The organism is Duganella sp. GW821-FHT01E12 (assembly GCF_059422325.1).
Window position 1 is genome coordinate 19,492 of sequence record NZ_JBWKWR010000005.1, and the last position, 13,211, is coordinate 32,702.

Here is a 13,211-nt window from a genome sequence, read left to right on the forward strand (position 1 = left end):
GGTTTCCTTATTTGAGGGCTCGGAGCACGCTGTCGGCCGTGGGCTGCACGGGCCGCTGCGCGATCAACTCGTTGACGAAGGACAGCAGGGTCAGGTCGCCGATGCCGACGACGACGCTGAGCGGCGCCTCCAGGTCGCTGAAGGTGACGGTGCGCAAGGTCAGCGCCAGGCCCGGCTCCTCGCGCATCAGTTGCACCACCTCCATCTCATCGCGGTAGGTCGCCGTCACCTCGCCCTTCTTGGTCGCCTCGATCAGCTCGGGCCAGGTGGGATACTTAACCAGCTTGGCCTTGGGGAAGTTGCGGCGGCCAAACTCCTCCCACGACGATCCGGCCAGCACGCCCAGGGTGCCGGTGTAGTCGCGTATCACCTGCGGCAAGGTGCGGTCGCCGGCCAGCTGGGCGAAGCGCATGCGGTTGATCAGCATCGCGTGGCCCTGCTTGATGTAGGAGATGGAGAAATGCACAATCTGCGCCCGCTTGAGCGTACGGCCCAGCCGGCTGACGGCCACGTCGGCCTTGCCCACCGCCACCGCCTCGACCACGCTGTCGAAGGTCTTGTAGCTGCGGTCGAAACGCACCGATACGCCGAGTTCGGAGGCGATCGACTTCGCCAGGTCGATGTCGGTGCCGACCAGGCCGCCGTTCTTGACGGAGAAAAACGGCGGGTTGTCGGTGCTCAGCATGGCGACCAGCAATTCGCCGTGGTTGACGATGCGGGCGATGTCCGGCGCCAGCATGCGGCCATCGGCGACCTTGACCAGGGGCGAGCGGTTCGGCTCGGGTGCGACCGCCGCCGCAACGGTGCCTGCCGCGGCGGGGCGCGTCTTCTGCGCGCCCTGCGCCCACGCGGTTCCGCACAGTCCCAGCGCGGCCAGCGCCAGCGCCAAGTTGCGCAGGCGCTTCATCGGGCTGCGATGCCGAGGTCGTTCCCGCGAGAGCGGTAACCCATAGGGCACCTCCGGGGCAGAGTCAACATGGATTCCCGCCTGCGCGGGAATGACGGCGCTTGACTGTACTGAGTTACTCATTGCGCGGCCTTTTGCGCGGCCTGCACGCGTTCGGTCACGGGCGCGGCGGCGGCCGCCGCCTCGGCGCTGATCTTGCCCGCCGCCTGCTGGCGGGTGCGCTTGGCCGCGTTGTCGATCGCGTCCGGCGCGGGACGCTCGGCCATGCTGACGCCGACCTGGTAGCCCAGCGCGAACAACAGCACCAGCATCGCCACGCCGGAGAAGATGGCCAGCGCGATCAGGCGGGGAGTGAGGCTGAATCGGTATTCCATGATTGGCGGTCGCGGTAAGGGTTCAGGGGATGGAAACGGTGGTCTGGCCGGGCGCGTTAATCTCGATCACGCCGCCCCACATGCACATCAGCTTTGAAGCATTGTTCAGCGCCGGCATATTCCCGAGCAGCACGGTCGGCGAGCCCGGCACCCACGGCGCGACGGTGGCCGGGATGCACGGCATCGGCACCAGCACGCCCAGCGCCGCCGCCGTGGCCGCCGCCACCATCGGGTTGCTCAACGACTGGCACATGCCGAACGGCAGGATGTTGACCATGGGCTTGTTGTCCATGATGTTGGCGTCGGGGACGGCGGTCAGCACGGCGTTGGCCGGCAACACCATCAGCGTGCCCGGCGCCAGGCCGAAGCTACATTTGAGCATCGCGCCCATACAGGCCTGTTGTCCCATCAGCTTCCCCTCACCAGCTTTTGCAGCCGGTCCAGTATGGCGGGCGTGGCGCCGGCGTTGTCGGTGCGCTTGCCCTTGGTGTCGAAACGCGCCGGCGAGCCGACCGGCTTGCCGTCGCGGTAGTTCACTTCCTCCATCAGCTCGCCGTCCGGCCAGTAGCGGCGCAGCGGGCCGTGCAGCAGGTTGGCGCGATAGGCGCAGGTCTGCACCACATTGCCCTGGGCGTCGAAGTCGGTGGACTCGCCGTCCATCAGGCCGGCCTTGTAGTGCGACTTGCGCACCCGCAGACCTTCATGGAAAAACTCGGCGGGGCCGTGGATCTGGCCGTCCACCATGCTCAGGCGCGCGGTCAGGTGGCCGGCCTCGTCGTAGGACAGCGACTGCCCGGCCGCCACCCCGCCCACCATCGTCTGCCGCGCCACGCAGCGGCCGTTGACGTAGGTTTCCATCATGCCGTGCGCCACGCCGTGCTGGAACTCGGACTGCTGCACCAGCTTGCCGTCCGGCGCGAACACGGCCATGGCGCCGTGCATCTTGCCTGCTTCAAAGTGCGTCTTCATCAAGGTGCGGCCCTGCTCGCTGAACTGCTCGAACGGGCCGTGCAGCACGCCGTCGCGCATCCACGCGCGTTGCAGCACTTGGCCGCCGTCGCCGTGCTCTTCGACAAGCAGCGGCGCGGCAGGCGGCTGCGCGGCCTGGGCGGCGAGCGGGTCTTGGGGCAGATCGGTCTCGGTCGTCATGTCAGTTCACCTTGGTCATGGCGCCCTTGAGGGTCAGCATCGCGCCGGCCTCCACGGTCTGGGTTGCGTCGGCCTTGCTGTTGATAACGGGAGCCTTGTTATCCATCTGCACGCCGGCCTGGTTGGCCATCTTGGTGCCGGCCTTGTTGGTGAAGTCGGTGCCGGACTCGTTGGTCAACGCCGTACCCGCCTTGGCCGTCAGCGCCGTGCCGGCCGTGATGCCGTAGGTGGTGCCGGATTCCTCCGTCACCGCCGCGCTGGACTTGATGCTGATGTCGCCCGTCACCGTGATGGTCAGCTTGCCGTCTATGGTCAGCGCGTAGTCGCCGGTCACCTTGTGGGTGAACTTGGCGCTGTTGGTGTGGGTTTCGTCGCCCGTCACCGTCACCTCGCGCGTGCCCTTGACGTTGTGGACCTCCTTGCCCTTCTGCACATCGACGGTGCGGTCGCCCTCCTGCAGCGTGTGGATTTCCGCGCCCTTCTTCACCGTCGTGGTCAGCGCGTTTTCGATCTCGGTCAGCATGTCCTTCTGCGCGTGCAGGTACAGCTGCTCGGAATCCTTCTTGTCCTCGAAGCGCAGCTCGTTGCCGGCCGCGCCCTGCTTGGACGACCAGGTGCGCATGATGGTCTGCGTCTGGTTGGCCGGCAGCTCGGCCGGCGTGGCGTTCTCGCCGTTGTAGACGCAGCCCGTCACCAGCGGGCGCTCCGGGTCGCCGTTCAGGTAGGTCACCACCACTTCCTGCCCTACGCGCGGCAGGAACAGCGCGCCGAAGCCCTGCCCTGCCACCGACTGCGCCACCCGCATCCAGGTCGAGCTCTTGTCGTCCTTGGCGCCGTCGCGGTCCCACGGGAACTGCACCTTGATGCGGCCATACTTGTCGGTCCATATCTCCTCGCCGCTGGGGCCGACCACCAGCGCGGTCTCGCAGCCGACCGCGCGCGGACGCGCAGTCTGCACCGGCGGGCGGAACGGCACCGTCACCGGGAACGCCTCGAAGGAATTGGTGTACATGTCGTCGCGCGCGGTGTGGTGCACGCGGCGCAGCACGAAGGCGGCGTTGAGCGCGCTGACGAAATGCTCGGACAAGGTGAACTTGGTGCCGGCGCTGAACGGATAGCAGAAACTGTCGCCGCGCAGCACCTCGGCGTTGACCTGGCTGGCCTCCACGCGCAGCTGGGCGATGGCCGTGGCGGCCGCGGCGGCCAGGTGGCCGGTGGCGAACTCGTACACCGCGCCGCTGCCGCCGCTGGCCGAGTGCGTGCCCTCCAGCGAGGTGCTGGGCTTGGTGAAGTCGTAGTCGTTGACGGTGGCCTTCTTGACCGCGATGGTGTTCTCGTGCGCGAAGCGCGACACCGTGTCGATGGCGTTGTTCATGCCGGTGCGCGGGAAGAAGCGCACCGCCGCCGCGCCGGCGCAATCGGCGAAGTTGGACGAGGCGTCGCCCAGCACCATCGTGTGCGCGCTGCTGGTGAAAGTGAAGAAGTAGAAAATGCCGGCCTGCTCCATCAGGCGGCTGATGAAGTCGAACGCGGTTTCGTCGTACTGCACGATGTAGTCGACCGGGTCGTAGGTCTGGGTCAGCTTGTCGTCGAAGGTGATGCCGAACGCGCCCAGCACGGCCTTGATAATGTCGGCCACCGACTTGGCCTGGTAGATCTTGCGGTCGCGCGACAGGGTCAGCAGCCACAGCATCGGCACCACCTCGGCCTCGTAGGTGGCGAAGTCGCGGTCGAAGCCGCTCTGGATGAAGCGCGACACCATGCCGCTGATGTAGCGCTTGGTGCCGCCGGCCACGTCCAGCGTCACGGTCATGGTCTTGCCGACCACGGTGGCCGCGCTCAGGCCGGTGCTGCCGGAGCGCATGTGCAGGTTGAACTTGAACAGTTCCGAAATGCCCTCGCTGCCTTCGACCGCGTCGAGCAGCAGGTCGTTGTCGCCGAACGGCGACGACAGGCTCAGCAGGCCGCCCGGTTGTTCGAAGCCGGTTCTCATGGCTGGCCTCGCAACGGATGGTCGCGGAAGGCATAGGCGAACTGCTCGTCCGCGCCCACGCTCATGTGGATGGCGGTGAAGGGCTTGAGCATCGACATGCGCTCCAGCACCAGCGACGACAGCAGCGGCAGCACCGTCTGCGTCAGGATGAAATCGATGTTGCGGGCGCCGCTGTCGACCTCGGTGCAGCGGGCGGTGATCACCTCGGTCACGCGGTCGTCCCAGCTGAAGCGCGCGTTGTGGTTCTCGGCGAAGCGCGCGGCCAGCTTGGCCAGCTTGAGGTCGACGATGTTGCTGATCTGCTCGTCACCCAGCGGGTAGTACGGCACCAGCACCAGCCGGCCCAGGAAGGCCGGACTGAACTGGCGCAGCAGGGCCGGCCGCAGTTGCCCGGTCAGCTCGGCGGGATCGGGCCGCTTGCCGTTGGCGCAGGCTTGCGTGATCACGTCCTGCGCCGCGTTCGAGGTCAGCAGGATCAGGGTGTTCTTGAAGTCGATGGTGATGCCCTCGCCGTCCTCCATCGTGCCCTTGTCGAACACCTGGAAGAACAGTTCCAGCACGTCCGGATGGGCCTTTTCCATTTCGTCCAGCAGCACCACGCAGTAGGGCCGGCGGCGCACGGCCTCGGTCAGCACGCCGCCCTTGCCATAGCCGACGTAGCCGGGCGGCGCGCCCTTCAGGCTGGAGATCGAATGCGCCTCCTGGAATTCCGACATATTGATCGTGACCATGTTGCGCTCGCCGCCGTACAGCATGTCGGCCAGCGCGAAGGCGGTCTCGGTCTTGCCCACGCCGCTGGGGCCGACCAGCAGGAACACGCCGACCGGCTTGCTCGGGTCGTCCAGCTCGGCGCGGAAGGTGCGCACGCGGCGGGCGATGGCGTCCAGCGCCTGCTCCTGGCCCACCACGCGGTCTTCCAGCCGCTCCTTCAGTTGCAGCACGGTGTGGATTTCGTCGGCCAGCATCTTGCCGACCGGGATGCCGGTCCAGCCGGAGATGACGCCGGCGACGATCTTGGAATCGACGCATACCGGCACCAGCGGCTCGTCGTCCTGGATCGCTTCCAGGCCTTTTTGCAGCCGCTGCAGCTGGTCGCCGCGCGAGATGCGCTCCTCGTCGGCCAGCGAGGCGTGGTCGTCGGCGGAGGCGGAGATTTCGCGCCGCAGCACCAGGATTTCCTCGACGGCGCGGCGTTCCTCGGCCAGCTTTTCCTTCAGGCGCGTCTGGCGGGCTTGCAGCAGCGCCTGTTGCATTTCCATCTTGGCGATGGCGGCGGCCTGGTCCTCGCCGCGCGCGTGGCGCTGGCGGGCGATGCGCAGCTCTTCGCTGTTGAGGACGATGTCGTGCTCCAGCGCCTCCAGCTGCGGCGGCGCGCCGGCCTGGCCGATGGCGACGCGGGCGCAGGCCGTGTCCAGCACGCTGATGGCCTTGTCCGGCAGCTGGCGGCCCGAGATGTAGCGGTGCGACAGGCGCACGGCGTCGGTCACGGCCTCGTCGAGGATCTCGACGCCGTGGTGTTGTTCCAGCGTGGCGACCATGCCGCGCAACATGCCGATGGCGGCGTCCGTGCTCGGCTCTTCCACTTTCACCACCTGGAAGCGGCGCGCCAGCGCGGGATCGCGTTCGACGTATTTCTTGTACTCGGCCCAGGTGGTGGCGGCGATGGTGCGCAGTTCGCCGCGCGCCAGCGCCGGCTTGAGCAGGTTGGCGGCGTCGCCCTGCCCTTCGCTGCCGCCGGCGCCGATCAGCTGGTGGGCTTCGTCGATGAACAGGATGATGGGCGTGGCAGAGGCGCGCACTTCGGCGATCACGGATTTGAGACGGTTCTCGAACTCGCCCTTGATGCCGGCGCCAGCCTGCAGCAGCGCCAGGTCCAGCGTGCGCACCACCACGTTGGCCAGCGACGGCGGTACCGCGCCGGACGCGATGCGCTGCGCGAAGCCTTCCACCACGGCGGTCTTGCCGACGCCCGCCTCGCCGGTGAGGATGGGGTTGTTCTGGCGCCGGCGCAGCAGGATGTCGATGATCTGGCGGATCTCGGCGTCGCGGCCACGGATGGGGTCGATGCGGCCGGCGCGCGCCAGCGCCGTCATGTCCACCGTGTACTGGTCCAGCGACGGCGTGGCGCCGCCGGCGCCCTGCTGCGCGGGCATCATGCCGGACATGGCGCCGCCCGCGCTTGCGCCCATGCCGGCCGTGCCGCTCACGCCCATGGTTCCGCCGGCCACGCCGCCGCTCGCACCCGGCCCCGCGCCGGGCACGCCGCCGCCCGCGAACTGCCCGCCGCCATCCTCCGACGATCCGGCCAGCAGCGCCGGCAACTCTTGTTTCAACTGCTGGCGCGGGATCTTCAGCAGCTCGGGCGCGCTTTCGATCAGCATGCCGCGCAGGCTGTCCACTTCCAGCATCGCCAGCAGCACGGTGCCGGAACGCACCTGCTGGCTGCCCAGCAGCATGGAGCTCAGCATCCACGCCTCCTGGAACAGCGCGATGAAGTGCGGCGACAGCGCCGGTGTGCGGCCGTTGCCGCGCTTGAAGCCATCCATCGTGCGCTGGAGCTGCGCCATCACCGCGCTCTCGACGATGCCGTAGCGTTGCAGCGCCAGCACGAAGTCCGGCGCCCGCTCTTCCAGCAGGGTGAACAGCAAGTGCTCCAGCTCCACGTTGTACTGCGTCTGCTTTACGCACAGCTCGGCCGCATGGCCCATCGCCCGCTTGCATTCGGGGTTGAGCTTGGACAGCAAGGTGCGGATGTCGATTTCCATGACGGTCAATCCTCTTCCGTCGACAGCAGGAAATTGGCCGGCTGGTAGCGCGTGGCCGATGCGCCGGCGCTGCACAACCACGTGCTCAGGCCCAGGCGCGGCGGCAGTTCGGCGTCGGGACTCAGGCGCGTTGCCGGCTGCAGCGCCAGGTCCAGCCGCAACCGCACCTGGATATCGCTCTGCAGATGCCGCGCCACCAGCCAGCCCAACAGCGAATTGTTCTTCGCGCCCGGCAGCAAGGCGGCATACTGCGCCGGTGGCAGCGGCGGCGCGTCCAGCGCCAGGCCGGCGCCCTGATCCCACGCGCGCGCGCCGAGGCAGGCCCCCATGCCCAGCCGCGCCGTCATCGGCGCCGGCTTGCCGGGATCGTGCAACTGGGCGCGGTCGCACTGCGCCAGCGCGTGCCAGCCGCCGACGAATTGCTTGCCGCTGAAATGCACGCCCATGCGGTCGCGCACCACGGCCAGCAGCGAGGCCATCGAACGCGGCGCTGCGCCCTGCAATCCGGCGTGGCGCAGCCAGGCTTGCTGGCCGTCCGGCCCGCGCACGCCTTCGGCGCGGCCCAGGCTGGACAAGGCGTCCAGGCTGCGCACGATGGGTGCGCGGTTGATGCTGTCCGTGCTCAGCGCCAGGTGGTGCTTGCGGCGGCTGCGGTACAAAAAGCCCAGCAGGCGCTGGTTGAAGATGTCCAGGAACTCCAGCCCCGCCAGGTCGCGGGCGCGGCGGCGCTCCATCAGCAGCTCGGTGAACGGCATCGGCAGCGGGCCTTGCGAGCCGGCCAAGGTCAGCACGGGCGACTTCAATGTGAGCGGCGGGCCGGGCTGCTTGCTCTCGTGCAGGCCGCTGACGTCGCTGGGCGCGAACGCCAGGTCCACCTGCGCCGCCAGCCGCAGCGCCTCGTCCATGCCGACCGAGGTGCCGACCCGCGCGCGCGTGGGCGCGCCGCGCTCCAGGATGCTGATCGCCTGGAACAGATCGAAGGCATGCGGGTCGTCCCGCAATAGCGACATCAGATCAGACATTGGCGTCCACTCATGGCAGGCCACTGCATCCACGGTTCGCCGCCGCGCGTGACGGCCAGGCGGACGAAGGAATTGGCGGAGGTGTACAGGGCGAAGAAGCGCGACAGCACGCCGGCCAGCACCAGCGGCGAGGTGCCGACGAAGGCGTCGGCGTCGAACTCCAGCACGATGTCGGTGCCGCGGCAGTGGCCGCGCCAGGTGTCGACGCCCAGCCGCGCGGTCGCCACCGACGCCGCCATGCTCTTGACGCCGCGCACCTGCGCCTGGTCGCGCGCGCTGTCGCCGGCGAACAGCATCAGCATCTGCTGCAGGGTTTGGACGCCGGTGGTGCCGTCCACCAGCGAACGGTGGTTCAGGCGCAGCAGCGCCACCAGCGACCACAAGGCCTTGGCCTCCATCACCGGCGGGCGCTGCGCGCTGGGCGGATACAGCGCGCGGATATCGGTCGAGGTGGAGATGCCCTCGCCGTAGAAGCGCGTGCCGGGCGCGATCTGCTCGGCCAGGCCGCGGTTGGTGCACAGCAGTTGCGCGTACACCACCGGCTCGTCCGGCATGCTGTGGACGTCGCTGCGGTCGACAAAGCTCAGGTAGACGTCGGTGCCGGTAATGCCCTTGCGCAGGCTCATCTCGCGCCGCAGCGACCAGAACACCTTGGCGTCCCCGGCGTCGGCGGCCGATTCGGCGAACACGCTGGGGATGATGCTGGGCCGCTCGGCGCGCGGGTCGGAGGCCGTGACCTTGACCACCGAATGCACCTCCATCACCGCCTCGCGCTGGTAGTCGGGCACCAGCATGTATTCGTAGTGGCGGCGGTGCAGGCGGATCGGCTCGCTGGTGACGGGGAACAGGTTCACGGCCGGCACGCAGCCGAGCAGGAAGTTGTCGGCGCTGAGCTGCGACAGCACGCGCGCACTGCGGTTGAACACGAAGCGCAGCGAGAAGCCCTCGCCCGCGCCCAGCAGGCCGCGCAGGCCGCTCAAATCGAAGAACTGGAACTTGCGCGGGAAGGCGAAATATTCCTGCAGCAACGCGTAGGCCGGATGGGCGTGCGCCGGCTGCGCCAGGATGGCTTCGTTCTCGTCGAAGCCCACCTCGCTCAGGCTGTTGGGGCCGAGGCGGTGCAGCTGGCCGCCGCCGGCCAGCAGGTCGATGCGCTCCAGGCCGCTGATCAGCAACTCGTGCAGCGGCATGGTCGTCATCAGGTCGCCGGACAGGTGCAGGCGCAGGCGGTCCAGCTCCAGCTCGGAGACGTCCAGGCCGGCGTCGCAGCGCAGGTCGAGGCGCAAGGTGCGCGTGTCTTCCATCTTGATGGCAGCCACTTGCAGCGGCCACAGCGTGGTGTTCCATGCGACCTGGAAGCGGCAGTTCTCGCCGCTGGCGGCGGTGGTCGACAGCATGGCGCCGCGCGCCACCGGCATGCCGGCCATGACCTTGCCCTGCGACGAGTCCAGCGTCAGGCGCACCACCGTCATGGCCGGTACCGGCTGCGTCAGGCTCGGGCACAGGTTGTCCAGCATGGCGCCGGCGATGGTGGGGAAATCGCGGTCGAGGTCGCGGTGCACGCGGGCGGTCAGGAAGGCCACCGATTCGATCAGGCGTTCGGTGTGCGGATCGGCCGATTCGCCACCGCTCAGCACCAGCCGCTGCGCCACCTTGGGATAGCGCGCCGCGAAGTCGGCCGACTGCGTGCGCAGGTAGGACAGCTCGCGCCGGTAGTATTCCAGGATATCGTCGCTCACGGCATGGCCTCCAGCTGCCCGACCGTCATGCGGCCGCCTGCATTGCGGCTGAACGGGCATCCAGCGCGACATCGAAATTGACACGGCACATCTGCTGCCCCAGCAGCACCACGGCGGCGATGGCGACGCGCGCGCCAACCGGCTTGGCCGGATCGGCGCTCACGTCCACCTTGACGTGCGACAGCCTCGGCTCGTAAAGCGCCAGGCTGCGCTCCAGCACCTGCGACCAGACGAGCAAATCCTGGTCCGACTGCGGCGACAGGCTCAGCATGTCAGGCAGGCCGTAATCGAGCACGGTGGGATCGCCGTCCAGATACTCGCGGATGGTCAGCGCGTTGCGCACGTTGAAGAGCCGCATCAGATCCTGTTGCAGCGAGTGCTGCAAGCCGCCGCCATCGAGCAGCCTGCCGTCCGGCGAGGCGGGCGCCACGCCGCTCAACCGGTCGAACAGCGGAACAAGCGACGCCGTGAGGGCTTTAGACATAGTGTTCTGCACGAGCAGCGCTCATGATGGGACGAGCGGCGGCGCGCCCTCGGGCGGCCGCCGTCATGCCGCATCAATCCGCTTTCATCGTCTCCAGGTTCCAGTTCCAGGTGCCGGTGCCCTTCGAGGTCGAATCGGCCTGCTGCTGGGTGTAGTCGCACTTGATCTTGGTGAAGTTGATCGAGAACGAATCCGACGGAATGCCGCCGCCGCCCGAGGTGCTGATGTTCGAGATCATGGCGTTGGTCATTTCGTACGTGAAGAAGTTCATGTAGTTGCCGTTCTCCACCCGCCCCACGTGCAGCTTGGCGACGCCGATCTTGGTGCCCTGGGTGCAGGCCTTGTACATCTCCGTGGTCGACAGGTCGGACATCTTCGAGAACGAGATTTCGGAAAACACCGGACGGCCGGAAGTGCGCTCGGTGTTCGATGCATCCATCTGCAGCGGCATCGAGGCGCTGTGCGAGTACGACAGCACGATGATCTTGGCGGCGTAGCCTGTCACCATGCAGTTGCCCACGATGGTGGTGCCCAAATCCAGAATAAGTACGTCTGACATTGCTGGCTCCAAATTTTAGGGACCCACCCGGCGGCTGCGCCGGATGGGCGGGGACATCAGTGAGTACAGCGGGGCATCAACCGATGGCGGCCGGCAGTTCGGCCACCAGGCGGATCGACGTGGTCAGTTCTTCCATCTGGAAGTGCGGCTTGAGGAAGACGGTGGCCGAATAGGCGCCGGGCTTGCCGGGCTTCTCGGTCACGTCGACCCGGCCCTCGGCCAGCGGGAAGCGGGCCTTCTCGCCCTGCGTCGCGTTCTGGCTGAGCAGCACATAGCCGCTCAGCCAGGTGTTCAGGTAGTTCTCCACGCTCTGCCGGGTCTGGAAGCTGCCGACCTTGTCGCGCATGATGACCTTGATGTAGTGCGCGAAGCGCGAGGCTGCCAGCACGTACGGCAGGCGCGACGACAGCGCCGCGTTGGCGTTGGCCGCGTCCATGTTGTAGACCTTGGGCTTGTTGAGCGTCTGGCCGCCGAAGAAGGCGGCGAAGTCCGAACCCTTGGAGTTGACCACGGCGATGAAGCCGAGGTCGTTGAGCTCCTTCTCGCGGCGGTCGGTGATGGTCACCTCGGTCGGGCACTTGAGCACGACGTCGCCCTCGTCGGTCTTGAAGGTGTGGGCGGTCATGCCCTCGATCTTGCCGCCGCCCTCGACGCCGCGGATGGCGGTGGTCCAGCTGTGCTTGGCGAAGGCGTCCGTGATGCGCAGGCCCAGCTGGTAGGCCGAGTTGGCCCACAGGTATTTGCTGTGGTCGCGGCCGTCGACGTCTTCCTCGAAGCTGAAGCTCTCCACCGGCTTGGTCTTGGCGCCGTACGGCAGGCGCGCCGAGTAGCGCGGCAGCACCATGGCGATGTAGCGCGAGTCTTCCGATTCGCGGAAGCCGCGCCACGAGGCCAGCTCGGCGCTTTCGAAGATCTTCGACATGTCGCGCGGCACGCCCAGGTCGGTGAACTCGGTCATGTCGAACAACGATGGCGCGGCGGCCGTGATGAACGGCGCGTGCGCGGCCGCGGCCACCTTGGACAGGCGCTGCAGCAGCGCGATGTCCTGCGGGTGGCGGCCGAAGTAGTAGTCGCCGATCAGCACCGAATACGGGGCGCCGCCGAAGGTGCCGTACTCTTCCTCGTAGACTTTCTTGAACAGCACGCTCATGTCGTGGTCGACCGCGCTCTCCAGGTCCTTGAGCAGCTCCTTCTTCGACACGTTCAGCAGACGCAGCTTGAGGGTCGGGCCGGTTTCGGTGCCGTACACCATGTCGTGCAGGCCGCGCCAGGAGCTTTCCAGCTTCTGGAACTCCTCGTGGTGCATGATGGCGTTGAGCTGGTCGCTGAGGATGCGGTCGATCTCGGCCACGCGTTCGTTGATCATTGCGACCACGCCCTTGTCGGGCGCGGTCTTCATGCCTTCGTCCAGCACCTGCGTGGCGAACTGGCCCAGCAGTTTTTTGGCGTAGGCGCTTTGCGACGGTTCGACCGCCATCTTGCCTTCCTGGACGATGCGGTCCAGCAAACTCAGTTCGCCGGCCGATTCCGTCGACTTGGCGCCGCCCTTGGCGGATTGACTAGTAGCCATGATTTAGCTCTCTCTGTGGTCGATGAGGGGAAGCACGCACACGGCGCGCTATCAGGATGGGGTCGCTTCCGCGTCCGCCGGCGGCGCCGCGTCGGCGGCCGGTTCCTGGTCCTTGAGGGTCTTCAGCTCTTGCGTGTTCTGGACGATGTTTTCCAGCAGCGCGTCGAGCTCATCGTTGCCATCGAGTTTGCCCAGCAAGTCGCGCAGTTGCTGGCGCACTTCCAGCAGCTTGGCCAGGCGCGGCACTTGCGCGACGATGGATTCGGGATGGAAGTGGTCGAACTCGACGAAGTTCAGTTCCACCTTGAGATTGCCTTCGCCCTTGAGCGTGTCCGGCACCGAGATGTCGAGACGGGGGGCGATCTTGCTCATGACTTCGTTGAAGTTGTCGCGGTCGATTTCAATCAGGCGACGGGCCTTAAGTTTGGGCAGCGGCACCAGCGGCTGGCCGGACAGATCGGCCAACAAGCCCACCACCAGAGGCAACTCTTTTTTTTCAGTGGCGTCACCGATTTCGACGTCGTACGTGATTTGCACACGTGGGGGACGATTGCGTCCTACCCATTTTTGTAAGCTATCTGACATTCACATCCTCACATTATGGTGACTAGCGGCCGACGATACGTATTTCAAAAACAGGCGGACTGAG

The 13,211-nt window shown here is 67.2% G+C and carries 12 protein-coding genes; all 12 read right to left on the reverse strand.

Going from position 1 to position 13,211, the window contains the following annotated elements; all coding sequences use genetic code 11:
* Positions 1-7: 7 nt before the first annotated feature.
* Complete coding sequence (locus AC07WS_RS15930) at positions 8-907, reverse strand: ABC transporter substrate-binding protein (protein WP_494730032.1); 900 nt, start codon at positions 905-907, stop codon at positions 8-10.
* A gap of 119 nt (positions 908-1,026) precedes the next feature.
* Complete coding sequence (locus AC07WS_RS15935; protein WP_494730033.1) at positions 1,027-1,281, reverse strand: hypothetical protein; 255 nt, start codon at positions 1,279-1,281, stop codon at positions 1,027-1,029.
* A 22-nt stretch (positions 1,282-1,303) separates the two neighbouring features.
* Entirely contained in the window at positions 1,304-1,690 is a 387-nt protein-coding gene (locus AC07WS_RS15940) for a DUF4280 domain-containing protein (protein ID WP_494730034.1), read from the reverse strand.
* Complete coding sequence (locus AC07WS_RS15945) at positions 1,690-2,430, reverse strand: toxin-antitoxin system YwqK family antitoxin (protein WP_494730035.1); 741 nt, start codon at positions 2,428-2,430, stop codon at positions 1,690-1,692. Before AC07WS_RS15945 ends, AC07WS_RS15940 begins: the two co-directional genes overlap by 1 nt.
* 1 nt (position 2,431) lies before the next feature.
* A complete protein-coding gene (locus AC07WS_RS15950; RefSeq protein ID WP_494730036.1) occupies positions 2,432-4,423 on the reverse strand; it encodes a type VI secretion system Vgr family protein in 1,992 nt (663 codons plus the stop codon).
* Positions 4,420-7,188, reverse strand: a complete 2,769-nt coding sequence (gene tssH / locus AC07WS_RS15955; RefSeq protein ID WP_494730037.1) for a type VI secretion system ATPase TssH — start codon at positions 7,186-7,188, stop codon at positions 4,420-4,422. The genes AC07WS_RS15950 and tssH overlap by 4 nt, the downstream gene beginning before the upstream one ends.
* 5 nt (positions 7,189-7,193) lie before the next feature.
* A complete protein-coding gene (gene tssG / locus AC07WS_RS15960) occupies positions 7,194-8,210 on the reverse strand; it encodes a type VI secretion system baseplate subunit TssG (protein ID WP_494730038.1) in 1,017 nt (338 codons plus the stop codon).
* On the reverse strand, positions 8,198-9,949 hold the full coding sequence (gene tssF / locus AC07WS_RS15965; RefSeq protein WP_494730039.1) for a type VI secretion system baseplate subunit TssF: 1,752 nt from the start codon (positions 9,947-9,949) through the stop codon (positions 8,198-8,200). Before tssF ends, tssG begins: the two co-directional genes overlap by 13 nt.
* A gap of 25 nt (positions 9,950-9,974) precedes the next feature.
* Positions 9,975-10,433: a type VI secretion system baseplate subunit TssE gene (gene tssE / locus AC07WS_RS15970; RefSeq protein ID WP_494730040.1), complete on the reverse strand. Its 459-nt coding sequence runs from the start codon at positions 10,431-10,433 to the stop codon at positions 9,975-9,977.
* Positions 10,434-10,506: 73 nt separating this feature from the next.
* Complete coding sequence (locus AC07WS_RS15975) at positions 10,507-10,992, reverse strand: Hcp family type VI secretion system effector (protein ID WP_494730041.1); 486 nt, start codon at positions 10,990-10,992, stop codon at positions 10,507-10,509.
* 76 nt (positions 10,993-11,068) lie between these two features.
* Entirely contained in the window at positions 11,069-12,562 is a 1,494-nt protein-coding gene (gene tssC / locus AC07WS_RS15980) for a type VI secretion system contractile sheath large subunit (RefSeq protein WP_494730042.1), read from the reverse strand.
* A 51-nt stretch (positions 12,563-12,613) separates the two neighbouring features.
* A complete protein-coding gene (gene tssB / locus AC07WS_RS15985) occupies positions 12,614-13,147 on the reverse strand; it encodes a type VI secretion system contractile sheath small subunit (RefSeq protein ID WP_494730043.1) in 534 nt (177 codons plus the stop codon).
* Positions 13,148-13,211 lie beyond the last annotated feature (64 nt).